19 protein-coding genes and 1 pseudogene are annotated in these 24914 nt (G+C 62.3%); all 20 read left to right on the top strand.

Going from position 1 to position 24914, the window contains the following annotated elements; translation table 11 throughout:
• The first annotated feature begins 3 nt into the window (after positions 1-3).
• The 20 genes and pseudogenes from hutU (at position 4) to AC07OT_RS28220 (ending at position 24906) form a co-directional block, all read left to right on the top strand.
• Complete coding sequence (gene hutU, locus AC07OT_RS28125) at positions 4-1674, top strand: urocanate hydratase (RefSeq protein ID WP_065940753.1); 1671 nt, start codon at positions 4-6, stop codon at positions 1672-1674.
• Positions 1675-1743: 69 nt separating this feature from the next.
• The gene (locus tag AC07OT_RS28130) at positions 1744-3192 is read left to right on the top strand and encodes a purine-cytosine permease family protein (RefSeq protein ID WP_495109607.1); all 1449 of its coding nucleotides are present in this window, start codon (positions 1744-1746) and stop codon (positions 3190-3192) included.
• Between the two features lie 70 nt (positions 3193-3262).
• A complete protein-coding gene (locus AC07OT_RS28135; RefSeq protein WP_495109608.1) occupies positions 3263-4228 on the top strand; it encodes an ABC transporter substrate-binding protein in 966 nt (321 codons plus the stop codon).
• Positions 4229-4299: 71 nt separating this feature from the next.
• Entirely contained in the window at positions 4300-5151 is an 852-nt protein-coding gene (locus AC07OT_RS28140; protein WP_027605053.1) for an ABC transporter permease, read from the top strand.
• On the top strand, positions 5148-5972 hold the full coding sequence (locus AC07OT_RS28145) for a quaternary amine ABC transporter ATP-binding protein (protein WP_051429333.1): 825 nt from the start codon (positions 5148-5150) through the stop codon (positions 5970-5972). Before AC07OT_RS28140 ends, AC07OT_RS28145 begins: the two co-directional genes overlap by 4 nt.
• A gap of 54 nt (positions 5973-6026) precedes the next feature.
• On the top strand, positions 6027-7535 hold the full coding sequence (gene hutH / locus AC07OT_RS28150) for a histidine ammonia-lyase (protein WP_495109609.1): 1509 nt from the start codon (positions 6027-6029) through the stop codon (positions 7533-7535).
• 33 nt (positions 7536-7568) lie between these two features.
• Positions 7569-9107 carry a histidine ammonia-lyase gene (hutH, locus tag AC07OT_RS28155; protein WP_495109610.1) on the top strand — a complete coding sequence of 513 codons (1539 nt, stop codon included), beginning with the start codon at positions 7569-7571 and terminating at the stop codon, positions 9105-9107.
• Positions 9108-9267: 160 nt separating this feature from the next.
• Positions 9268-10677 (top strand): amino acid permease, encoded by a 1410-nt coding sequence (locus AC07OT_RS28160; RefSeq protein ID WP_065925740.1) that lies wholly within the window; start codon positions 9268-9270, stop codon positions 10675-10677.
• A 15-nt stretch (positions 10678-10692) separates the two neighbouring features.
• The gene (gene hutI / locus AC07OT_RS28165) at positions 10693-11898 is read left to right on the top strand and encodes an imidazolonepropionase (RefSeq protein WP_495109611.1); all 1206 of its coding nucleotides are present in this window, start codon (positions 10693-10695) and stop codon (positions 11896-11898) included.
• Between the two features lie 11 nt (positions 11899-11909).
• On the top strand, positions 11910-12710 hold the full coding sequence (gene hutG / locus AC07OT_RS28170) for an N-formylglutamate deformylase (RefSeq protein WP_495109612.1): 801 nt from the start codon (positions 11910-11912) through the stop codon (positions 12708-12710).
• 131 nt (positions 12711-12841) lie between these two features.
• On the top strand, positions 12842-13789 hold the full coding sequence (locus AC07OT_RS28175; RefSeq protein WP_495109613.1) for a choline ABC transporter substrate-binding protein: 948 nt from the start codon (positions 12842-12844) through the stop codon (positions 13787-13789).
• Between the two features lie 336 nt (positions 13790-14125).
• Positions 14126-15055, top strand: a complete 930-nt coding sequence (locus AC07OT_RS28180) for an alpha/beta hydrolase (protein ID WP_495109614.1) — start codon at positions 14126-14128, stop codon at positions 15053-15055.
• Between the two features lie 103 nt (positions 15056-15158).
• Positions 15159-16130, top strand: coding sequence for a prolyl aminopeptidase (pip, locus tag AC07OT_RS28185; RefSeq protein ID WP_027605045.1), 972 nt, complete (start codon positions 15159-15161; stop codon positions 16128-16130).
• Entirely contained in the window at positions 16127-16564 is a 438-nt protein-coding gene (dtd, locus tag AC07OT_RS28190; RefSeq protein ID WP_076951701.1) for a D-aminoacyl-tRNA deacylase, read from the top strand. The genes pip and dtd overlap by 4 nt, the downstream gene beginning before the upstream one ends.
• A gap of 323 nt (positions 16565-16887) precedes the next feature.
• Positions 16888-18567: a glucan biosynthesis protein G gene (locus tag AC07OT_RS28195; protein ID WP_495109627.1), complete on the top strand. Its 1680-nt coding sequence runs from the start codon at positions 16888-16890 to the stop codon at positions 18565-18567.
• A pseudogene (gene mdoH, locus AC07OT_RS28200) lies at positions 18560-21132 on the top strand (glucans biosynthesis glucosyltransferase MdoH); the annotation flags it as partial. The gene AC07OT_RS28195 and the pseudogene mdoH, both read left to right, overlap by 8 nt.
• 175 nt (positions 21133-21307) lie before the next feature.
• A complete protein-coding gene (locus tag AC07OT_RS28205) occupies positions 21308-22117 on the top strand; it encodes a transporter substrate-binding domain-containing protein (RefSeq protein ID WP_495109615.1) in 810 nt (269 codons plus the stop codon).
• Positions 22118-22327: 210 nt separating this feature from the next.
• Complete coding sequence (locus AC07OT_RS28210; protein ID WP_065940764.1) at positions 22328-23125, top strand: transporter substrate-binding domain-containing protein; 798 nt, start codon at positions 22328-22330, stop codon at positions 23123-23125.
• A gap of 94 nt (positions 23126-23219) precedes the next feature.
• Positions 23220-24179, top strand: a complete 960-nt coding sequence (locus AC07OT_RS28215) for an amino acid ABC transporter permease (RefSeq protein WP_065925730.1) — start codon at positions 23220-23222, stop codon at positions 24177-24179.
• Positions 24172-24906, top strand: a complete 735-nt coding sequence (locus AC07OT_RS28220) for an amino acid ABC transporter ATP-binding protein (protein ID WP_027605038.1) — start codon at positions 24172-24174, stop codon at positions 24904-24906. Before AC07OT_RS28215 ends, AC07OT_RS28220 begins: the two co-directional genes overlap by 8 nt.
• Positions 24907-24914: the final 8 nt, after the last annotated feature.

Below are 24914 nucleotides of genomic sequence, written 5' to 3' on the forward strand. Positions count from 1 at the left end.
GTTGTGACCAAGCCTACAAAATACCGTGACGTCGAAATCCGCGCCGCCCGCGGTAACAAGCTCACCGCCAAAAGCTGGCTGACTGAAGCGCCGCTGCGCATGCTGATGAACAACCTCGACCCCCAAGTGGCCGAGAACCCGAAAGAACTGGTGGTGTACGGCGGTATCGGCCGTGCAGCGCGCAACTGGGAGTGCTACGACCAGATCGTCGAGAGCCTCACCCACCTGAATGACGACGAAACCCTGCTGGTGCAATCCGGCAAGCCGGTCGGCGTGTTCAAGACCCACAGCAATGCCCCGCGTGTGCTGATCGCCAATTCCAACCTGGTGCCGCACTGGGCCAGTTGGGAACACTTCAACGAACTGGACGCCAAGGGCCTGGCCATGTACGGCCAGATGACCGCCGGCAGCTGGATCTACATCGGCAGCCAGGGCATCGTCCAGGGCACCTACGAAACCTTCGTCGAAGCCGGTCGCCAGCACTACGATTCAAACCTCAAGGGCCGCTGGGTCCTCACCGCCGGCCTCGGTGGCATGGGCGGTGCCCAGCCTCTGGCCGCGACACTGGCCGGCGCGTGCTCGCTGAACATTGAATGCCAGCAGGTCAGCATCGATTTCCGCCTCAACAGCCGCTATGTCGACGAACAAGCCACCGACCTCGACGACGCCCTGGCCCGCATCGCCAAGTACACAAAGGAAGGCAAGGCGATCTCCATCGCGCTGCTGGGTAACGCCGCTGAAATCCTGCCGGAACTGGTCAAGCGTGGCGTGCGCCCGGACATGGTCACCGACCAGACCAGCGCCCACGACCCGCTCAACGGTTACCTGCCGGCCGGCTGGACCTGGGACGAATACCGCGCCCGCGCCAAGACCGAACCGGCTGCCGTGATCAAGGCCGCCAAGCAGTCGATGGCGGTGCACGTCAAAGCCATGCTGGAATTCCAGAAGCAAGGCATCCCGACCTTCGACTACGGCAACAACATTCGCCAGATGGCCCAGGAAGAGGGCGTGGAAAACGCCTTCGACTTCCCAGGCTTCGTACCGGCGTACATCCGCCCGCTGTTCTGCCGTGGCATCGGCCCGTTCCGCTGGGCTGCGCTGTCGGGTGACCCGCAGGACATCTACAAGACCGACGCCAAAGTCAAAGAGCTGATCCCCGACGACGCCCACCTGCACAACTGGCTGGACATGGCGCGCGAGCGCATCAGCTTCCAGGGCCTGCCGGCGCGTATCTGCTGGGTTGGCCTGGGCCAGCGCGCCAAGCTCGGCCTGGCGTTCAACGAGATGGTGCGCAGCGGCGAGCTGTCGGCGCCGGTGGTGATCGGCCGTGACCACCTGGACTCCGGCTCGGTCGCCAGCCCGAACCGCGAAACCGAATCCATGCAGGACGGTTCCGACGCCGTGTCCGATTGGCCACTGCTCAACGCCTTGCTCAACACCGCCAGCGGCGCGACCTGGGTTTCGCTGCACCACGGCGGCGGCGTGGGCATGGGCTTCTCCCAGCACTCCGGCATGGTGATCGTCTGTGACGGTACCGACGAAGCGGCCGAGCGCATTGCCCGCGTGCTGCACAACGACCCGGCCACCGGTGTGATGCGTCACGCAGACGCCGGTTACCAGATCGCCATCGACTGCGCCAAAGAGCAGGGCCTCAATCTTCCAATGATCAAGTAACCCGATGTGGGAGGGGGCTTGCCCCCGATGGCGGCGAACCCAGGACAATCCATCAGAGGTTGAATACACATGGCTGCAAACGACACCACCCCGTTGATCGAAAGGCGTTCGATCGACTACATCCCGGAAGCGGAAAGACACGGTCGTCTATTGAGCCAGTTCACCCTGTGGCTGGGTGCCAACCTGCAGATCACCGCGATCGTCACCGGGGCCCTGGCCGTGGTGCTGGGCGGTGATGTGTTCTGGTCGTTGCTCGGTCTGTTGATCGGTCAATTGCTGGGCGGCGGCGTCATGGCGTTGCATGCGGCGCAGGGGCCCAGGCTGGGCCTGCCGCAGATGATCTCCAGCCGGGTGCAGTTCGGTGTGTACGGCGCGGCGATCCCGATCGTGCTGGTCTGCCTGATGTACCTTGGTTTCACCGCAACCGGCACCGTGCTTTCCGGCCAGGCCCTGGGCCAGTTGTTTGGTGTCAGCGACAGCGTCGGGATCCTGATCTTCGCCAGTGTCATCGTGCTGGTCACGGTGCTCGGTTACCGGGTGATCCACTTCATCGGCCGCGTTGCCAGCGTTATTGGCGTGATTGCCTTTGTCTACCTGTTCAGCCGTCTGATGAGCCAGGCCGACGTTGGCGCACTCCTGCAAATCCGCCACTTCAGCTGGAGCAGCTTCCTGCTGGCGGTGTCGCTCGCGGCATCCTGGCAAGTCGCCTTCGGCCCGTACGTGGCGGACTATTCACGCTACCTGCCGAGCAACACGTCCTCGCTGAAAACCTTTCTTGCCGCAGGTGCAGGTTCGGTGGTTGGCGCGCAGGTGGCGATGATCCTCGGCGTGTTCGCGGCGGCCATGTCCAACGGGCAATTTGCCGGTCACGAAGTGGCCTACATCGTCGGCCTGGGCGGTACCGGAGCCACTGCGGCGCTGCTGTATTTCAGCATCGCGTTCGGCAAGGTCACCATCTCCACGCTGAACTCCTACGGCAGCTTCATGTGCATTGCCACGATCATCAGCGGCTTTCGCGGTCGCCTCGAGGTCACGCGCTTGCAGCGCCTGTTTTTCGTACTGGCCATCGTTGGCACGGCGACCCTGATCGCCTTGCTCGGGCAGCACTCGTTCCTGGGGGCGTTCAAGTCCTTCATCTTGTTCCTGCTGGCGTTTTTTACCCCATGGAGCGCGATCAACCTGGTCGACTACTACTGCATCACCCGCGATCGCTACGACGTGCCGGCGCTGGCCGATCCGAACGGGCGCTATGGCCGTTGGAACCTGCTCGGTATCAGCGTGTATGTCTTCGGTGTGCTGGTGCAATTGCCGTTCATCTCTACCAAGTTCTACACCGGCCCCCTGGTGGCGGCCCTGGGGGATGTGGATATTTCCTGGATCATCGGCCTGGTTCTTCCCGCCGCGCTCTATTACTGGGCGGCGAAAAAGTGGCCTCGCGCAACGCCTGAACACCTGACCCTGCCGACAGAGCAGGGCGCTGCACCGACGACGACAAACGGGCTGGTTGCACAGGCCTGATGGGACGTGGACAGGGCAGGATGCCTACTGACTGCCGTAATCCATTTCAAGATTTGGGAGCGTCACAACAATGAAAATGCATAAGACCCTGTTGGCCACCGTGTTTTCTGCGGGCTTGCTGGCCACTGCTGGCGCCCAGGCGTCCGGTTGGTGTGAATCCGGCAAACCGGTGAAATTCGCCGGCCTGAACTGGGAAAGCGGCATGTTGCTCACCGACATCCTGCAAACCGTGCTGGAAAAAGGCTACGACTGCAAAACCGACAGCTTGCCGGGCAACTCCATCACCATGGAAAACGCCCTGAGCAGCAACGACATCCAAGTGTTTGCCGAAGAGTGGGTCGGCCGCAGCGAAGTCTGGAACAAGGCCGAGAAGGCCGGCAAAGTCGTCGGTGTCGGTGCCCCGGTGGTGGGCGCCGTCGAAGGCTGGTACGTACCGCGCTACGTGATCGAAGGCGACGCCAAGCGCAAGCTGGAAGCCAAGGCGCCGGACCTGAAAAACATCGCCGACCTGGCCAAGTACGCCGCGGTGTTCAAGGACCAGGAAGAACCGTCCAAGGGCCGTTTCTACAACTGCCCGGCCGGCTGGACCTGCGAGCTGGACAACAGCGAAATGCTCAAGAGCTACGGCCTGGAAAGCACCTACACCAACTTCCGCCCAGGCACCGGCCCGGCGCTGGATGCGGCGGTGCTGTCGAGCTACAAGCGTGGCGAGCCGATCCTGTTCTACTACTGGTCGCCAACCCCGCTGATGGGCCAGGTCGACCTGGTCAAGCTGGAAGAAAAACCCGGTGTGGATAAGACCGTGAGCATCAAGGTCGGCCTGTCCAAGACCTTCCACGAGCAAGCCCCGGAACTGGTGGCCGTGCTGGAAAAAGTCAACCTGCCCATCGACCTGCTGAACCAGAACCTGGGGCGCATGGCCAAGGAGCGCATTGAGTCGCCGAAACTGGCGAAAATTTTCCTCAAGGAACATCCTGAAGTCTGGCACGCCTGGGTAAGCGACGAGGCAGCCAAGAAAATCGACGCGGCCTTGTAGGTCAAGTGTGCCCGGCTACCCTCAGGGGTAGCCGGGCGCCTGGCCACAACCCACTGGATCGAGAGCACGCTATGTTTCCTGAGAGTTTTACGTTTTCCATCGCCGACTGGGTCAATGGTTGGGTGGATTCACTGGTTACCAACTACGGCGATGTGTTCCGGCACATCTCCGACACCCTGCTGTGGGCCATCGTCAACCTGGAAGGGCTGCTGCGCGCCGCCCCATGGTGGCTGATGCTGGCCATCGTCGGCGCCGTTGCCTGGCATGCCACCCGCAAGGTGCTGACCACGGCGGTGATCGTCGGTCTGCTGTTCCTGGTGGGCGCGGTCGGCCTGTGGGACAAGCTGATGCAGACCCTGGCGCTGATGATGGTTGCCACGGTGATCTCGGTGTTGATCGGCATCCCGCTGGGCATCCTGTCGGCGCGCAGCAATCGCCTGCGTTCGGTGCTGATGCCGCTGCTCGACATCATGCAGACCATGCCCAGCTTCGTGTACCTGATCCCGGTGCTGATGCTGTTCGGCCTGGGCAAGGTGCCGGCGATTTTCGCCACGGTGATCTACGCCGCGCCGCCACTGATTCGCCTCACCGACCTGGGGATTCGCCAGGTCGACGGCGAAGTCATGGAAGCCATCAACGCCTTTGGTGCCAACCGCTGGCAACAGCTGTTCGGCGTGCAATTGCCGCTGGCGCTGCCGAGCATCATGGCCGGTATCAACCAGACCACCATGATGGCGTTGTCGATGGTGGTGATCGCCTCGATGATCGGCGCCCGTGGCTTGGGTGAAGATGTCCTGGTCGGCATCCAGACCCTCAACGTCGGCCGTGGCCTCGAAGCCGGGCTGGCGATCGTGATTCTCGCCGTGGTCATCGACCGTATTACCCAGGCCTATGGTCGTCCACGGCATGAGGCGAGCAAATGACTACTGTCAGCAAAATCGAAGTTAAAAACGTCTTCAAGATCTTTGGCGCCCGCTCCAAGGAGGCGCTGGCGATGGTTGGCCAGGGCAAGACCAAGGACCAGGTGCTGGCCGAGACCGGCTGCGTGGTCGGCGTGAACGATTTGTCCCTGAGCATCGGCACCGGTGAGATCTTCGTGATCATGGGCCTGTCGGGCTCGGGCAAGTCCACGCTGGTGCGCCACTTCAACCGCCTGATCGACCCCACCAGCGGCGCGATCCTGGTGGACGGCGAAGACATCCTGCAACTGGACATGGACGCCCTGCGCCAATTCCGTCGGCACAAGATCAGCATGGTGTTCCAGAGCTTCGGCCTGCTGCCCCACAAGAGCGTGCTCGACAACGTCGCCTACGGCCTCAAGGTGCGTGGCGAAACCAAGCAGGTCTGCGCCGAACGCGCGCTGCACTGGATCGAAACCGTGGGCCTCAAGGGCTACGAAAACAAGTACCCGCACCAGCTTTCCGGTGGCATGCGCCAGCGTGTCGGCCTGGCCCGCGCCCTGGCCGCTGACACCGACATCATCCTGATGGACGAAGCCTTCAGCGCCCTCGACCCGCTGATCCGCGCCGAGATGCAGGACCAGTTGCTCGAGCTGCAAAAGACCCTGCACAAGACCATCGTATTCATCACCCACGACCTCGACGAGGCCGTGCGTATCGGCAACCGCATTGCGATTCTCAAGGACGGCAGGCTGATCCAGGTCGGCACGCCGAGGGAGATCCTGCATTCGCCGGCGGATGAGTACGTGGATCGGTTTGTCCAGCGGCGTGCGGCGGTGGTCTGACCCAGGTTCTGTGGTGAGGCCGGCAAAGCTGTAGAGAATATGAAGAGGTCAACAATGTCCCAGGCAGCAAAAATCATCATCGCCGACATCCCCCTGCGCTGGCAGGACGTGGTCGCCGTGGCCCGTCACGGCGCGGTGCTCGAACTCTCGGGCCAGGCCTGGGCGCGGATCGACAATGCCCAGGCCATCGTGCAGCGCATCGTCACCAGCGGCGAACGCGCCTACGGCGTGAACACCGGGCTGGGCGCGCTGTGCAACGTGCCCCTTGAGGGCGAGCAGCTGAGCCAGTTGTCGCGCAATACCTTGCTCAGCCACGCCTGTGGCGTCGGCCCGGTCCTCAGCGACGAGCAGACCCGCGCGATCATCTGCGCGGCGGTCATCAACTACAGCCACGGCAAATCCGGCCTGCATCCGCAGGTGGTGCATTCGCTGCTGGCGCTGCTCAACCACGGCATCACGCCGCAAGTACCGTCCCAGGGCTCGGTGGGTTACCTGACCCATATGGCCCATGTCGGCGTGGCGCTGCTGGGTGTCGGACATGTGAGCTATCGCGGCCGGATCGTGCCGGCGCAACAGGCCCTGGACGAAGAAGGTTTGCAGCCGGTGGTCCTCGGCGCCAAGGACGGCCTGTGCCTGGTCAACGGCACGCCGTGCATGACCGGCCTGAGCTGCCTGGCCCTGGCCGACGCCCATCACTTGCTGCAATGGGCCGACGTGATCGGCGCCATGAGCTTCGAGGCACAACGCGGCCAGATCGATGCCTTCGACGAAGAAATCATCGCCCTCAAGCCGCACCCGGGCATGCAGCATGTCGGCCGCAACCTGCGTGCGTTGCTCGATGGCAGTGAAGTGATTGCGAGCAGCAAAGGCATCCGCACCCAGGACGCCCTGAGCCTGCGCTCGATCCCGCAGATTCACGGCGCGGCGCGCGACCAGGTGGAACACGCCACTCGCCAGATCGAGACCGAACTCAACAGCGCCACCGACAACCCGCTGGTGCTCGGCACGCCGGACCACTACCGCGTGGTGTCCCAGGCCAACCCCCACGGCCAGTCCGTGGCGCTGGCCGCCGACCTGCTGGCGATTGCCCTGGCCGAAATCGGCTCGGTGGCCGAGCGCCGCCTCGACCGCCTGATCAACCCCCACGTCAGCGGCCTGCCGGCGTTCCTGGTGAGCAACCCCGGGGTCAACTCCGGGATGATGATCGTGCAGTACGTCGCCGCCTCGCTGTGCGGACTGAACCGCCAGTTGGCGCAACCGGCGGTGCTCGACAACTTCGTCACCTCGGGGCTGCAGGAAGACCACCTGAGCATGGGCACCAACGCCGCGCTCAAGCTGCACCAGGTCGTGGCCAACGTCACCCAGATCCTCGCCATCGAGTACCTGCTGGCGGCCCAGGCCTTCGAATTCCTGAAAGACCAGCGCTTCGGCGCGGGCACCGATCGCGCCTGGCGCCTGTTGCGTGAAGTGGTGCCGGCCTATGAGCAGGACCGTTGGCTGGCGCCGGATATTGCGGCCGCCGCCAAGGTGCTCAAGGACACCGCATTACCGAATCTGCACTGAACACTTATTTCAAAAGAATAATTCACAAGGAGTATGAATGTGACTGCGCTAAACCTGATTCCAGGCCAATTGAGCCTCGCCCAACTGCGGGCCATCTACCAGCAGCCGGTAACCCTGCGCCTGGATGACAGTGCCTCGGCCCAGATCGAAGCCAGTGTGGCCTGCGTGGAGCAGATTCTCGCCGAGAACCGCACCGCCTATGGCATCAACACTGGTTTCGGCTTGCTGGCCTCGACCCGCATCGCCAGCGAAGACCTGGAAAACCTCCAGCGTTCCCTGGTGCTATCCCACGCCGCCGGCGTCGGTGAGCCGATCAGCGATGCGCTGGTGCGGCTGGTCATGGTACTCAAGGTCAACAGCCTCAGCCGTGGGTTCTCCGGGATTCGCCGGCAGGTGATCGACGCGCTGATTGCGCTGATCAATGCCGAGGTGTACCCGCATATTCCCCTGAAAGGTTCCGTTGGTGCTTCCGGTGACCTGGCGCCGTTGGCGCATATGTCCCTGGTGCTGCTGGGCGAAGGCAAGGCGCGCTACAAGGGCGAATGGCTGGAGGCTACCGACGCGCTGAAAGTCGCCGGCCTGACGCCGCTGACCCTCGCCGCCAAGGAAGGCCTGGCGCTGCTCAACGGCACCCAGGTGTCCACCGCCTATGCCCTGCGTGGCCTGTTCGAGGGCGAAGACCTGTTCGCCGGCGCCCTGGCGTGCGGCGGCCTTACCGTGGAAGCGGTGCTGGGCTCGCGCTCGCCGTTCGACGCGCGTATTCATGCGGCTCGCGGTCAACGTGGGCAGATCGATTCGGCGGCGGCCTACCGTGACCTGCTGGGTGAGAGCAGCCAGGTGTCGCAATCGCACCAGAACTGCGACAAGGTGCAGGACCCGTACTCCCTGCGCTGCCAGCCACAAGTCATGGGCGCCTGCCTGACTCAGTTGCGCCAGGCGGCCGAGGTGCTGGTGGTCGAAGCCAACGCCGTGTCCGACAACCCGTTGGTATTTGCCGCTGAGGGTGACGTGATCTCCGGTGGCAACTTCCACGCCGAACCGGTGGCCATGGCTGCTGACAACATGGCCCTGGCCATCGCCGAAATCGGCTCCCTGAGCGAGCGTCGCATCTCGCTGATGATGGACAAGCACATGTCGCAACTGCCGCCGTTCCTGGTGGGCAATGGCGGGGTGAACTCCGGTTTCATGATCGCCCAGGTGACCGCCGCCGCCCTCGCCAGTGAGAACAAGGCATTGGCTCATCCCCATAGCGTCGACAGCATTCCGACGTCCGCCAACCAGGAAGACCACGTGTCGATGGCCCCGGCTGCCGGCAAGCGCCTGTGGGAAATGGCCGAGAACACCCGCGGCATCCTCGCGGTGGAATGGCTGGCCGCGTGCCAGGGCCTGGACCTGCGCGAAGGCCTGAAAACCTCGCCGAAACTGGAAAAAGCCCGTGGCATCCTGCGCGCCAAAGTGGCGTTCTACGACAAGGACCGCTTCTTCGCCCCGGACATCCTCGCCGCCAGCGAACTGCTCGCCAGCCGCTGCCTGAATGAGCTGGTGCCGGCCACGTTGCTGCCGAGCCTGTAAGCGGTTCAGAGAACGGCATGGCTCTCTGTGGTGAGCGAGCTTGCTCGCGCCGGGCTGCGCAGCAGCCCCAAAAAAGGCCGCGAGCGCTTCGCACTCGAACGCGAGCAAGCTCGCTCACCACAAACAACTTTCTCAGGATAAAAATAATTAGGGACGAGAAATGCACCAGCAAGAAAAGGGTTTGAAACGCGGGCTGAGCGCCCGACATATTCGCTTCATGGCCCTCGGTTCCGCGATCGGCACCGGGCTGTTCTACGGGTCCGCCTCGGCCATCCAGATGGCTGGCCCCGCCGTGCTGCTGGCCTACCTGATCGGCGGCGCCGCGGTGTTCATGGTGATGCGCGCCCTCGGTGAAATGGCCGTGCACAACCCGGTCTCCGGCTCCTTCGGCCAATACGCCAGCACCTACCTGGGCCCGTTGGCCGGTTTTATCCTGGGCTGGACCTACGCCTTTGAAATGATCATCGTCTGTCTCGCCGACGTCACCGCCTTCGGCATCTACATGGGCTTCTGGTTTCCCGAGGTCGCACGCTGGGTCTGGGTGCTCGGCATCGTGTTTTTGATCGGCGGCCTGAACCTGTGCAACGTCAAGGTCTTTGGCGAGATGGAGTTCTGGCTGTCGCTGCTCAAGGTCGGCGCCATCGTGGCGATGATTCTCGGCGGCTTCGGCATCATGCTGTTCGGCATCCACTCGGCCGGCGAAACCCAGGCCAGCGGCCTGAGCAACCTGTGGGCCCACGGCGGCTTCATGCCCAACGGCATTGGTGGGCTGATCGCCTCGTTTGCCGTGGTGATGTTCGCGTTTGGCGGCATCGAGATCATCGGCATCACCGCCGGTGAAGCCAAGGACCCGCAGCGCGTGATCCCCAAGGCGATCAACGCCGTGCCGCTGCGCATCCTGTTGTTCTACGTGCTGACGTTGTTTGTCTTGATGGCCATCTATCCATGGCCGCAGATCGGCAGCCAGGGCAGCCCGTTCGTGCAGATCTTCAGCAACCTCGGGATAGGCTCGGCGGCGACCCTCCTCAATATCGTGGTGATTTCGGCGGCCGTGTCGGCCATCAACAGCGACATCTTCGGTGCCGGCCGCATGATGTACGGCCTGGCGCAGCAAGGGCAGGCGCCCAAGGGCTTTGCCCGGTTGTCCAGGCAAGGCGTACCGTGGATGACGGTGGTGGTGATGGGCGCCGCCTTGCTCGGCGGTGTGCTGCTCAACTACCTGATCCCGGAAAACGTGTTCCTGCTGATCGCGTCGATTGCCACCTTCGCCACCGTATGGGTGTGGCTGATGATCCTGTTCACCCAGGTCGCCATGCGCCGCTCGATGACGAAAGAGCAGGTCGCCGAATTGAAATTTCCGGTGCCGTTCTGGCCCTACGCGCCGGCTGCGGCCATCGTGTTCATGCTGTTTGTGTTTGGCGTGCTCGGTTACTTCCCGGACACCCAGGCGGCCTTGCTGGTCGGTGCGGTATGGATCGTGTTGCTGGTCGTTGCCTACCTGCTGTGGGTCAAGCCCGCCGCCGGGCAAGCGGCCAAGGTCCATTACGACCCGGCCTTGTCTCATCGATAACTTAGGGAGGCGTTGATGAAAACCCTTTGGCAACACTGCCACGTCGCAACCATGGCCCAGGGCAAATACTCGATCATCGAGGATGCCGCCCTGGTCACCGCCGGTTCGCTCATCGAGTGGATCGGTCCGCGCAGCGAAGTACCGACGGCGGATTACGCCCAGGTGCATGACCTGCAAGGCGCGTGGGTCACCCCCGGGCTGATCGACTGCCACACCCACGCGGTGTTTGGCGGCAATCGCAGCGGCGAATTCGAGCAGCGCCTCGAGGGCGTGAGCTATGCCGACATCGCGGCCAAGGGCGGCGGTATTGCCAGCACCGTGCGTGCCACCCGCGCCGCCACGGAGGATGAACTCTTCGCCAGCGCCCATAAGCGCCTGCGCAGCCTGCTGCGTGACGGCGTGACCACCGTGGAGATCAAGTCCGGCTACGGCCTGGACCTGGCCAACGAGCGCAAGATGTTGCGGGTGGCTCGGCGCCTGGGCGAAGCGCTGCCGGTCAGCGTGCGTGCCACGTGCCTGGCGGCCCATGCATTGCCGCCGGAGTACAAGGACCGCGCCGACGATTACATCGAGCACATCTGCAATGAAATGCTGCCGGCTTTGGCGGCGCAGGGGTTGGTGGACGCGGTGGATGCGTTCTGCGAATACCTGGCGTTTTCCACCGAGCAGGTCGAGCGCGTGTTCAAGGTCGCCCGGCAACTCGGCCTGCCGGTGAAACTGCATGCCGAGCAGCTGTCGTCGCTGCACGGCTCCAGCCTGGCGGCGCGTTACCACGCATTGTCGGCGGACCACCTGGAATTCATGACCGAAGAAGACGCCATCGCCATGGCCGCTGCCGGCACCGTCGCGGTGTTGCTGCCGGGGGCGTTCTACTTCCTGCGCGAAACCCAGCTGCCGCCGATGGACGCCCTGCGCAGGCACGGCGTGAAGATCGCCATCGCCAGCGACCTCAACCCCGGCACCTCGCCGGCGCTGTCGGTGCGCCTGATGCTGAACATGGCCTGCACCCTGTTCCGCATGACCCCGGAAGAAGCCCTGGCCGGTGTCACACAACATGCGGCCACCGCCCTGGGCATGGGCGACACCCATGGGTCCCTGGAAGTGGGCAAGGTGGCCGACTTTGTCGCCTGGCAGATTGATCGCCCCGCCGACCTCGCCTACTGGCTGGGCGGTGAGCTGGATAAACGCGTCGTGCGCCACGGCGTCGACGTCACCCTATAAGGAGCACTGCTGTGGATAAGGTTCTGAACTTCAAACAAGGCCGTGTGCCGCTGCTGATCAGCATGCCCCACGCCGGCCTGCGCCTGACGCCTGCGGTGGAAGCCGGGTTGATCCCCGAGGCGCAAAGCCTGCCGGACACCGATTGGCACATCCCCACGCTGTATGACTTCGCCGAAGCGCTGGGTGCCAGCACCTTGTCGGCGGAGTACTCGCGGTTTGTCATTGACCTGAACCGGCCTTCGGACGACAAGCCGCTGTACGCCGGTGCCACCACCGGCCTGTACCCGGCGACCCTGTTCGATGGCGTGCCGTTGTTCCGGGAAGGGCTGGAGCCGAGCGAGACAGAGCGCGCCAGTTACCTGCAAAAGATCTGGGGCCCGTATCACCGCACGCTGCAAGAGGAACTGGCGCGGCTCAAGGCCGAGTTCGGCTACGCGTTGCTGTTCGATGCGCACTCGATCCGCTCGGTGATCCCGCACCTGTTCGACGGCAAGCTGCCGGACTTCAACCTCGGCACCTTCAACGGCGCCGCCTGCGATCCGGAACTGGCCAGCCAGCTCGAGGCCCTCTGTGCCACCCATCCTCAGTACACCCATGTATTGAACGGGCGCTTCAAGGGCGGGCATATCACCCGCCATTACGGCAATCCGGCGCAGGATATCCATGCGGTGCAGCTGGAGTTGTGCCAGAGCACGTATATGGAAGAGTTCGAGCCGTTCCACTATCGCCCGGATCTGGCCGAGCCGACGCAGGTGGTGTTGAAGCAGCTGCTGGAAGGCTTGCTGGCGTGGGGGCGCAAGCGCTACGAGTGACGAACGGTCGCCCCTGTGCAACTCACAGTCGCCACAGGTCGTGTTGGGAGAGGTCTCGCTCGGTAAGGTTGTGGTTATGGCGCACCAGACGCCACTTCCCATAATAAAAGCTGCCGAGTGAGACCTCTTTCATGAAAGGACTGTTCAACCGTTACCTGTTGACCCTCACCGGCGCCGCACTCCTCAGTGCCCAAGCCATGGCCGCCGAACCGGCCTCCTGCAAAACCGTGCGCATGGGCGTGGTCAGTTGGACCGATGTGGTCGCCACCTCGGGCATGGCCGACGTGCTGCTCAGCGGCCTGGGCTATGACAGCAAGCAGACCAGCGCCGTGCAGCAGATCATTTTTGCCGGTATCCGCGATAAACGCCTGGACGTGTTCCTCGGCTATTGGAAGCCGGCAATGGACAACAACATCGCGCCGTTTCTGGCCGCCAGGCAGGTCAAGGTCTTTGATAAACCCAGCCTCGCCGATGCCCAGGCCACTCTGGCCGTGCCGCAATACGTGGCTGACGCCGGGCTGAAGACCTTTGCCGACATCGCCCGTTTCAAGGACAAGCTGGGCGGCAAGATCTACGGCATCGAGCCCGGCAGCGGCGCCAATACCGATATCCAGAAAATGATCGACACCAACCGCTTCGGCCTCGGCGGCTTCAAGCTGGTGGCTTCCGGTGAGGCTGGCATGTTGGCGGCGGTGCAGCGCGCGGTGAACCGCAAGGAGTTCGTGGTATTTGTCGGGTGGACCCCGCACCCCATGAACATCAATATGAAAATGGCCTATCTCACTGGCAGCGAAGACGTGTTCGGCCCTGACGAAGGGCGCGCAACGGTCTCCACCGTGACCGCGCCGGACTTTGCCGAACGCTGCCCCAACGCTAACCGATTGCTCGAGAACCTGACCTTCACCGCCGCCCAGGAAAGCCAGTTGATGGTGCCGATCATGGAGCGCCAGTCGCCGCAGGACGTGGCCAGGCAATGGCTGCGCGACCACCCCGAGGATTTGCAGCGCTGGTTGGCCGGGGTTACAGCATTTGATGGCAGCGATGGCTTGGCGTCGCTCCAGGCCTACCTCAAACCCTAAGCCAAGTGCAGCCCCGATAGCCATGGGTATCTTAAGGGTTGACGCATAACGCTGTGGTGAGCGGGCTTGCCCCGCGCTGGGCTGCGAAGCAGCCCCAATAAAGGCGCCGGGATTTTTCTGTTAGTACTCAGCGTGTGGGATTTTAGGGCTGCTTCGCAGCCCAGCGCGGGGCAAGCCCGCTCACTACAAGGACTTCATTACCTCAGGTTATGCTTTCACCGAAGATGTGCAGATACGACTGCCCCGATAGCGCCATGCCAGGCCACCTATCGAGTGACTGATCCATCGCAATCGGAAGCCCCCACCTTGAACCTGCCGCGCCAGAGATCATCGCGTATGTACCCGATATCCCCGCAACTCGCGGCCTTCGTCGCAAAAACCGAGTCCTTCACCTGCGCCGACTCTTCCCTGACGAGCCAGCGCCAAAGTTACCAGCGCATGTGCCAGGCATTCACCCCGCCGAAACCGGAAGGCTTGCAGCTCACGGACTTCACCCTGGCCGGCGTGGACGTGCGCAGTTATCTGCCCCCCACACCGCCACCCGCCGACGGCTGGCCATGTCTCCTCTATATACACGGCGGTGGCTGGGTGGTCGGCGGCCTGGATTCCCACGACTTCATCTGCTTCGAGCTGGCCAATGCCCTCCGGGTGCTGGTGATCGCCATCGACTACCGCCTGGCGCCCGAGCACCCATTCCCGGCTGCATACGACGACTGTCGCGCGGTGTGGCAGGCGATCCAGGCAGAGGAGGGCCCGCACGCCATCGATCGGCAACGCCTGGCGGTGGTCGGTGACAGCGCAGGCGGCAACCTGGCGGCGGCGTTGTGCCTGGGGTTGCGCAATGATGGCCAGCCTATGCCGCGGGCCCAGGTCCTTATTTACCCCGGGCTGGGCGGCCCGGCCGATTTGCCCTCGCGCCGTGACTGCATGGATGCACCGCTGCTCAGCACTGCCGACACCGACTACTACCTGGCGCTCTACCTGCACGATTTGGCTAAACCATCGCCCTATGCCATGCCGCTGCTGGCCGATGATTTCAGTGGTTTGCCCAAGGCCTTGATCGCAGTAGCCCAATTCGACCCGCTGCGCGACGACGGCATGCTGTACGCCGAGCGCCTGCAACAGGCCGGTGTGCCTGCACTGTTGTATCCGGGCAAAGGCCTGGTCCACGGCTGTCTACGCGCAAAGGGCCAGGCCCCGGAGGTGGATCGGCTGTACGGCTACCTGTTGGATTACCTGAGGAGCGAACTACTGACGCAGCTCTAAGCGCTCAAGGACATGCTCATTGCACAATTCGGGTTTATAGTGCCAGACGGCAAAATAAAAGACGTCCCCCCAGGGATGAACCCGACCCCCTACGGAGCGCGCAATGCAGACTTGGTACCCGCAGATCAAACCCTACGCCCGGCACGATCTGGCCGTCGATGACACCCACACGCTGTACGTCGATGAAAGTGGCTCCCCCGAAGGCTTGCCTGTCGTATTCATCCACGGTGGCCCTGGCGCCGGTTGCGATGCCCAGAGCCGCTGCTATTTCGATCCCAACCTGTACCGCATCGTCACCTTCGACCAGCGTGGCTGCGGCCGTTCCACCCCGCGCGCGAGCCTGGAGAACAACACCACCTGGGACCTGGTCGCCGACCTCGAGCGCATCCGCGAACATCTTGGCATCGACAAATGGGTGCTGTTCGGCGGCTCCTGGGGCTCGACCCTGGCCCTGGCCTACGCGCAAACCCACCCCGAACGTGTGCATGGCCTGATCGTGCGCGGTATTTTCCTCGCCCGCCCCCAGGACATCGAATGGTTCTACCAGGCCGGTGCCAGCCGCCTGTTCCCGGACTACTGGCAGGACTACATCGCGCCGATTCCCGCCGATGAGCGTCACGACATGATCGCGGCCTACCACAAACGCCTGACCGGCAACGACCAGATCGCCCAGATGCACGCCGCCAAGGCCTGGTCTGGCTGGGAAGGGCGCATGCTCGGCCTGTGCCCGAGCCCGCAGCACGTGGAGCGCTTTTCCGAGCCTCAGCGCGCGCTGTCCATCGCGCGTATCGAGTGCCACTACTTCACCAACAACTCCTTCCTGGAGCCCAACCAGCTGATTCGCGATATGCACAAGATCGCCCATCTGCCTGGCGTCATCATCCATGGCCGCTACGATATGATCTGCCCGCTGGATAACGCCTGGGAGCTGCATCAGGCCTGGCCGAACAGCGAACTGCAGGTCATCCGTGAAGCGGGCCATGCGGCGTCCGAGCCCGGTATTACCGATGCACTGGTACGCGCGACTGGCGAAATGGCGCGGCGCCTGCTTGATCTGCCGCCAGAAGAAGCATGAAGGGCTTGCTGCAACGGGTGCGCGGCGCCCGGGTCGAAGTGGCGGGCGAAATTGTCGGGGCGATCGACCAGGGTTTGCTGGTGCTGGTGGCCGTCGAACCTTCAGATACGCCCGAGAGCGCCGACAAACTGCTGCACAAGCTGCTTAACTACCGGGTGTTCAGCGACGACGAGGGCAAGATGAACCTGTCGTTGAAGGATATCGATGGGGGATTGCTGCTGGTGTCGCAGTTCACTTTGGCGGCGGATACCAAGAGCGGCCTGCGGCCGAGCTTTTCCACCGCTGCCCCGCCGGCCCTGGGAGCGGCGCTTTTTGATCACTTGCTGTTACAAGCGCAACAATTGCATGGCAAGGTGGCCTCGGGGCGTTTTGGCGCGGATATGCAGGTGCATTTGGTCAATGATGGCCCTGTGACCTTTCTCTTACAGACATGAATGTATTAAAAACGACTTTAATGCCTAAAAACGTAGGGTTTCGCTACAAATACTTCGTTGTCCCTGATGCGTTGTCTCGCGGGCTACTAGATAATCGCGCGCTACGGGGATCAGCGTTGTTTGGTCCATTTTTGACTTAGGTAGAGACTTGTCCGATAACCACTGGGGAATCATTTTGACCCAGGGGAGTCGGAACAATGCTCGCCAACCTGGCATATAGATAGCTGGCCGTTGGTTTTTTGATCTGTTTTCGGCGAGGGTTGCTCGTGATTGTTAGTCCCTGTAATGCACCAAAATTGTCTGCCAAACGGTTACGAAACGCACTGGTGACGGGCTCCGCCCTGTTTTGCCTGTTCGGCGCGGGTCAACTGTGGGCATTCAGTCTGGATGATGTGTCGGCCAAGGCAAAAGAGCTGGCCGGGCAGAAATACGAAGCTCCGCGCAGCAATCTGCCGAACGAATTCCGCGAAATGAAGTTCGCGGACTACCAGAAGATTCGTTTCCGCAATGAAAAAGCCGAATGGGCCGATCAGAACACTCCGTTCAAGTTGTCCTTCTATCACCAGGGTATGCATTTCGATACACCGGTGAAAATCAACGAAGTGACCGCCGACAGCGTCCAGGAAATCAAATACGACCCGACTCGCTTCGATTTCGGCGACGTGAAGTTTGATCCTAAAGCCACCGAGCAGCTGGGTTACGCCGGTTTCCGTGTGCTGTATCCGATCAACAAGGGCGACAAGCAAGACGAAATCATGACCATGCTCGGCGCCAGCTATTTCCGCGTCGTCGGCAAGGATCAGGTCTATGGCCTGTCCGCCCGTGGCATGGCGATCGATACCGCGCTGCCGTCGGGTGAAGAATTCCCGCGTTTCACCGAGTTCTGGATCGAGCGTCCAAAACCGGGTGACAAGCACCTGGTGATCTTTGCCCTGCTGGATTCCCCACGTGCGACCGGCGCCTATCGCCTGATCCTGCGTCCGGGCACCGACACGGTTGTGGATGTGAAATCCCAGATGTTCCTGCGTGACAAGGTCAGCAAACTGGGCGTTGCTCCGTTGACCTCCATGTTCCTGTTCGGCGCCAACCAGCCGTCCAAGGTGCTCAACTACCGTCGCGAGCTGCATGACTCCAGCGGCCTGTCGATCCATGCCGGCAACGGCGAGTGGATCTGGCGCCCCCTGAACAACCCTAAACACCTGTCGGTCAGCAACTTCACCGTGGAGAACCCGCGTGGGTTCGGCCTGCTGCAACGCGGTCGCAACTTCAGCCACTACGAAGACCTCGACGACAACTACGACAAGCGCCCGAGTGCGTGGATCGAGCCTGAAGGCGACTGGGGCAAGGGCTCCGTCGACCTGGTTGAGATCCCGACTGCCGACGAAACCAATGACAACATCGTTGCGTTCTGGAGCCCGGCGGAGTTGCCGGAAGTCGGCAAGCCGCTGGAAGTGGCCTACCGCCTGCACTGGACCCTCGATGATGCCGCGTTCCATTCGCCGGACAGCGCCTGGGTCAAGCAGACCCTGCGTTCCACCGGTGATGTGAAGCAATCCAACCTGATCCGTCAGCCGGATGGCAGCGTGGCGTACCTGGTGGACTTCGAGGGCCCGTCCCTGAAGAAACTGCTGCCGGACGCCCCGGTGCGCAGCCAGGTGAGCGTGGGCGACAACGCCGAGCTGGTAGAAAACAGCGTGCGCTACAACGAACACACCAAAGGCTGGCGCCTGACCCTGCGTATGAAGATCAAGGACGCAGGCAAGCCGACCGAAATGCGCGCAGCCCTGGTTCAGGACATCACGCCGCCTGAGCCTGAGCATGTTTCGACCCAGGTGCTGAAGGCCGACAAGGTTCTGGCCAAGCAACACGAGAAACAGGCCAAGAAAGACGCGAAAGACAAGGAAGCCAAGCAGCCGGAAGCTGCCCCAGCCACACCGGAGCCGATCAAGACCGAGCAAGTCCTGACCGAAACCTGGAGCTATCAGTTGCCTGCCGATGAGTAATTCTCAAGTCCAGCCAGAGACTCTCTCCGAGTACCTGGCGCATCTTCCGATGACCGCTGAGCAGCGCGCCGAGTTGGCGGGCTGCACATCCTTCACCGAGTTGCACGAGCGCTTGTCGTCCAAGGCGTTCGATGCCCCCGTCGACGCCGCCCAGGCGTCGGTGGGTCCTCGCTTGACCCTCAGCACGGCCGAAGAGCTGCAAGACGCCGAAATGCTCGGGCTCGACGCCAGTGGGCGCGTGTGCCTCAAGGCCACGCCGCCGATCCGCCGTACCCGCGTGGTACCTGAGCCGTGGCGCACCAATATCCTGGTGCGCGGCTGGCGGCGGATCACCGGCCGCAGCAACCCGCCGACCCCGCCGAAGGATGAGCGCGTATTGCCGGCAGCCCGCTGGCGTACCGTGGGTTCGATTCGTCGTTACATCCTGCTGGTGCTGATGCTCGGCCAGACCATCGTGGCCGGCTGGTACATGAAAGGCATCATGCCGTACCAGGGCTGGTCGCTGGTCGACTTCGACGAGATCCGCAACCAGACCCTGCTGCAAACCGCCACCCAGGTGCTGCCTTACGCCTTGCAGACCAGCATCCTGATCATGTTCGGGATCCTGTTCTGCTGGGTCTCGGCCGGTTTCTGGACTGCATTGATGGGCTTTCTCGAACTGCTCACCGGCCACGATAAATACCGGATTTCCGGTAAAAGTGCCGGCGATGAGCCGATCCCGAAAGACGCGCGCACCGCGCTGGTCATGCCGATCTGCAACGAAGACGTGCCGCGGGTATTCGCGGGTTTGCGCGCGACGTTCGAATCGGTGGCCGCCACCGGTGACCTCGATCGTTTCGACTTCTTCGTGCTCAGCGACAGTAATGAGGCCGACATCTGCATCGCCGAGCAGCAAGCCTGGCTCGACGTGTGCCGAGAGGCGGGTGGCTTCGGCAAGATCTTCTATCGCCGCCGTCGCCGTCGCGTGAAGCGTAAAAGCGGCAACCTCGACGACTTCTGCCGTCGTTGGGGCGGCGACTACAAGTACATGGTGGTTCTCGACGCCGACAGCGTGATGAGCGGCGAATGCCTGACCAGCCTGGTGCGCCTGATGGAAGCCACGCCGGATGCCGGGATTATCCAGACCGCGCCGCGTGCGTCGGGCATGGACACCCTGTATGCGCGCATGCAGCAGTTCGCCACCCGGGTGTACGGCCCGCTGTTCACCGCCGGCCTGCACTTCTGGCAGCTGGGTGAATCCCACTACTGGGGTCACAACGCGATCATCCGCATGAAACCGTTTATCGAGCACTGCGCCCTGGCGCCATTGCCGGGTAAAGGGGCATTCGCTGGGTCCATCCTGTCCCACGACTTCGTTGAAGCGGCGCTGATGCGCCGTGCCGGCTGGGGCGTGTGGATTGCCTACGACCTGCCGGGCAGCTACGAAGAACTGCCGCCGAACCTGCTGGATGAACTCAAGCGTGACCGTCGCTGGTGCCACGGCAACCTGATGAACTTCCGCCTGTTCCTGGTCAAGGGCATGCACCCGGTGCACCGCGCGGTGTTCCTGACTGGCGTGATGTCCTACCTGTCGGCACCGTTGTGGTTCCTGTTCCTGGTGCTGTCGACGGCCTTGCTGGCGGTCAACACCCTGATGGAGCCGCAGTACTTCATGGCGCCACGCCAGTTGTACCCGCTGTGGCCGCAATGGCACCCGGACAAGGCGGTGGCGCTGTTCTCCACCACCATCGTGCTGCTGTTCCTGCCGAAATTGCTGAGCATCATCCTGATCTGGGCCAAGGGCGCGAAAGAGTTCGGTGGCAAGTTCAAGGTGACGATGTCCATGCTGCTGGAGATGCTGTTCTCCATGCTGCTGGCGCCGGTGCGGATGATTTTCCACACCCGTTTCGTGCTCGCCGCGTTCCTCGGCTGGGCCGCGACCTGGAACTCGCCGCAGCGTGACGACGACTCCACCCCGTGGGGCGAAGCGATCAAGCGTCACGGCACGCAGACCCTGCTTGGCTTCTTCTGGGCCCTGCTGGTGGTGTGGTTGAACCCCAGCTTCCTGTGGTGGCTGGTGCCGATCGTGGGTTCGTTGATGCTGTCGATCCCGGTGTCGGTGATCTCCAGCCGGGTCAACCTCGGCCTGAAGTCCCGCGATGAGAGCCTGTTCCTGATCCCTGAGGAATACAATCCGCCGCAAGCGTTGCTGTCCACCGACAAGTACACCCACGAAAACCGTTGGCACGCGCTGAAAGACGGCTTTGTGCGCTCGGTGGTCGACCCGCAGCAGAACGCCCTGGCCTGTGCCCTGGCGACCTCGCGTCACGGTCAGGCCGAGCCCATCGAGTACCTGCGTACCGAACGTGTGCGCCACGCGTTGAAAGTCGGCCCTGCCGGCCTCAACAACGGCGAACGCCTGGCGTTGCTCAGCGACCCGGTAGCCCTGGCCCGCTTGCATGAGCAGGTCTGGAGCGAAGGGCATGCCGAGTGGCTCGCTGCCTGGCGCAATTCGATCAAGGCCGACCCGCACGCGCCGTTACTGCCGCTGCAACCGCTGTCGTCCCAGGCCCAACCGGCCTGATTCAGACGCCCCCGAGGGTTCACTTCGGGGGCGTTCGAAGCGCTGGTCCTACAGCGTTTCTCTATCGCCCTAACTCCTTGTTATTTCGAAACAAAAGTCCCTTGTCCGAGGCATATTTGCGTGCCCGCGAGTGGGGTAGGATCGCCCCCCAAATTTGACTCGATCACAGGGGGATTCATGATCAAAAGGTATTGTTCGGCATTGCTGATCGGCGTTATCGCATTGATTCACAGTGGTCTGGTGCAGGCCGGTGCCATCGACGATGCGGTTCGGCGTGGTGTGTTGAAGGTGGGTACTACGCCCACCTATGTGCCCTTTGAAATGACCGATAAAGAGGGCCGTATCGTGGGCTTTGAAGTCGACCTGCTCAAGGTGATGAGCCAGGCCCTGGGCGTTGAGCTTGAATTGGTCAGCGTGCCCTATACCGAGTTGCTGCCTGGGCTGCAGGCGAAAAAGTTCGACCTGATCGGCAGCGGCATGACCGTCACCCAGGAGCGCAACCTGAAGCTGAATTTCAGCGACTCCTTTATCGTGGTGGGGCAAACCGTATTGCTGCACCCCAGCCTGAGGGGCAAGGTCACCAGTGTCGAAGACCTGGACGACGCCACTTACCGCGTCACCACCGTCCAGGGCACCACTGGCGAGGCGGCGGCGCAACGTTTCCTGGGGGCGGCACGCTTGAGCAGTTTTGCAACGCCCCGGGAGGCTGTGCACCAAGTAGTGAACGGTGCCGCCGATGCCTTTATTTATGATGCGCCCTACAACCTGATCGCCCTGAGCTTGCCGGAAAACCGCGAGTTGCTGGCGCTTGAACAGCCGTTCACCTTTGAACCCTTGGCGTTTGGCGTGAAGAAAGGCGATTTTGACAGCCTCAACTGGATCAATCATTTCCTCAATCAAGTCGCCCAGGACGGGACCTACGATCGCTTGCACGACAAGTGGTTCAAGGACATGGACTGGCTGGTAGAGGTCGACTGGAAGTCATAACTTCTTACACATCAACCCGTTGTCAGCGCTGCCAACGCAAGCGTCTATCCCAGCAGTTGGCTGCGTTGTTGTGGGACTTTTCCGACATACGCAGATAACAAATACCCGTGAAACCTTTGTGACAGGCAATGAGTGGGTTAGGATCGCACCCCGAATTGGTGCAGCCCTTTTGCGCGCCGACCGTATAAGAATCGTTCAGGGGACTTGATGATGAAAAAGTATCTTTCGATGCTGCTGCTCGGCGTCGCCGCGCTGGTTGCGGCCAATGCCGCCCAGGCCGGTGCCATCGATGATGCGGTCAAGCGCGGCACGCTGAAAGTCGGCATGGACCCGACCTACATGCCGTTCGAAATGACCGACAAACGCGGCGAAATCATTGGGTTCGAGGTCGATATCCTCAAGGCCATGGCCAAGTCCATGGGCGTCAAGCTGGAGCTGGTGTCCACCGGCTATGACGGCATCATCCCGGCGTTCCTCACCGGCAAGTTCGACATGATCGGCAGCGGCATGACCCTGACCCAGGAACGCAACCTGCGCCTGAACTTCAGCGAGCCCTTCATCGTGGTTGGCCAGACCCTGCTGATCCGCAAGGACCTGGAAGGCACCATCAAGTCCTATAAAGACCTGAATGACGAGAAGTACCGCCTGACCTCCAAGCTCGGCACCACCGGTGAGATGGTCGCCAAGAAGCTGATCTCCAAGGCCAAGTACCACGGCTATGACAACGAGCAGGAAGGTGTGCTGGACGTGGTCAACGGCAAGGCCGATGCCTTCGTGTATGACGCGCCGTACAACGTGGTCGCCGAGAAAAAAGTCGGTAACGGCAAGCTGGTGTTCCTCGAAGAACCCTTCACCTTTGAGCCGCTGGCGTTCGGCCTGAAGAAGGGTGACTACGACAGCATCAACTTCATCAACAACTTCCTGCACCAGATCAAGAACGACGGTACCTACGATCGCATCCATGACAAGTGGTTCAAGAGCTCCGAGTGGCTCAAGGACATGGAATAAAGCGGGACTGTTTTCTGGTGTGAGAGGGCTTGCTGTGGGGAGCCCGCTCGCCACCTCAGGTGTGCGGGCCTCGATTTTTTTGGATGCTGAGTAGATGAAACAGAAAAAAGCCCAATGGCCCTGGCACCTGCTGACCGTCGTCGTGCTGGTCGGCCTGGCTGGCGCCTTGTACTACGCCACCTCGCTGATGTCCTACGAGTGGCGCTGGAACCGGGTCCCGCAATACTTCGCCTACCAAGCCGAAGAGTCCCAGCGCGCTGCGGACATCTCCACTGTCGTGGAGCTGGTCCGCAAGGGCGATGTGGCCGAAGTCACCCTGCGCAACGATGCCGGCGTCGAACAGCGCGTGAGCGTGGCCGACAACAGCCTGCAAGTGGCGCGCGGTGATGATGTGGCCGAAGGCGACGTCATCGGGGTTAACCGCCATTGGGCGTTGGGCCCCTTGATGTGGGGCCTGTGGACCACGTTGTGGCTGTCGGTGGTATCCGGGATTCTCGGCCTGGCGATCGGTCTTGCCACCGGGCTGTGCCGACTGTCCAATAACCCGACCCTGCGCGATCTTTCGACGATCTACGTCGAACTGGTGCGTGGTACGCCACTGTTGGTGCAGATCTTCATTTTCTACTTCTTTATCGGCACGGTGCTCAACCTGTCCCGGGAATTCGCCGGGATCGCCGCCCTGTCGCTGTTCACCGGCGCCTATGTGGCGGAAATCGTCCGCGCGGGGGTGCAGTCCATCACCCGTGGCCAGAACGAGGCGGCTCGCTCCCTGGGCCTGAGCGCCAGCCAGTCGATGCGCCATGTGGTGCTGCCGCAGGCCTTCAAGCGCGTGTTGCCGCCGTTGGCTGGGCAATTTATCAGCCTGGTGAAAGACACCTCGCTGGTCTCGGTGATCGCGATTACCGAGCTGCTCAAAAGCGGTCGCGAAGTGATCACCACCTCGTTCTCGCCGTTTGAAATCCTGTTCTGTGTGGCAGGGTTGTACCTGCTGATCAACCTGCCGCTGTCGAAAATGGCCAGCCGGCTTGAGCGGAGGCTCGCCCAAAGTGATTGAAGTCCGCGATCTGGTAAAAGTCTTCGATACCCGCGGGCACGTGGTGCGCGCGGTGGACCATGTGACCACCCAGGTGGCCAAGGGCGAAGTGCTGGTGGTGATCGGCCCGTCCGGCTCCGGCAAGTCCACGTTCCTGCGTTGCCTCAATGGCCTGGAAGAATTCGATTCCGGCTCGGTGAGCATCGATGGCCTGCAACTGGCCGACCCGAAAACCGATGTGAATGCCTATCGCCGTGAAGTCGGCATGGTGTTCCAGCACTTCAACCTGTTCCCCCACATGACCGTGCTGGAAAACCTGTGCCTGGCGCAAAAAGTCGTGCGCAAGCGCGGCAAGAAGGAGCGCGAAGCCAAGGCCCTGGCGCTGCTGGAAAAGGTCGGCATTGCGCAGAAAGCCAACGAGTTTCCATCACGGCTTTCCGGCGGCCAGCAACAGCGCGTGGCGATTGCCCGGGCGTTGGCGATGGAGCCCAAGGTGATGCTGTTCGACGAGCCCACCTCGGCCCTCGACCCGGAAATGGTCGGCGAAGTGCTGGACGTGATGAAGACCCTGGCCCTGGAAGGCATGACCATGGTCTGCGTCACTCACGAAATGGGTTTTGCCCGTGAAGTGGCGGATCGGGTGCTGTTCTTCGATCATGGCAAGTTGCTGGAAGATGCGGCCCCGGCCGAGTTCTTCGCGGCGCCCAAAGACCCGCGCGCCCAGGCGTTTCTGCGCCAGGTGCTATAGGGCGCGGG

The sequence above is a fragment of the Pseudomonas sp. GW821-FHT09C10 genome (assembly GCF_059418085.1).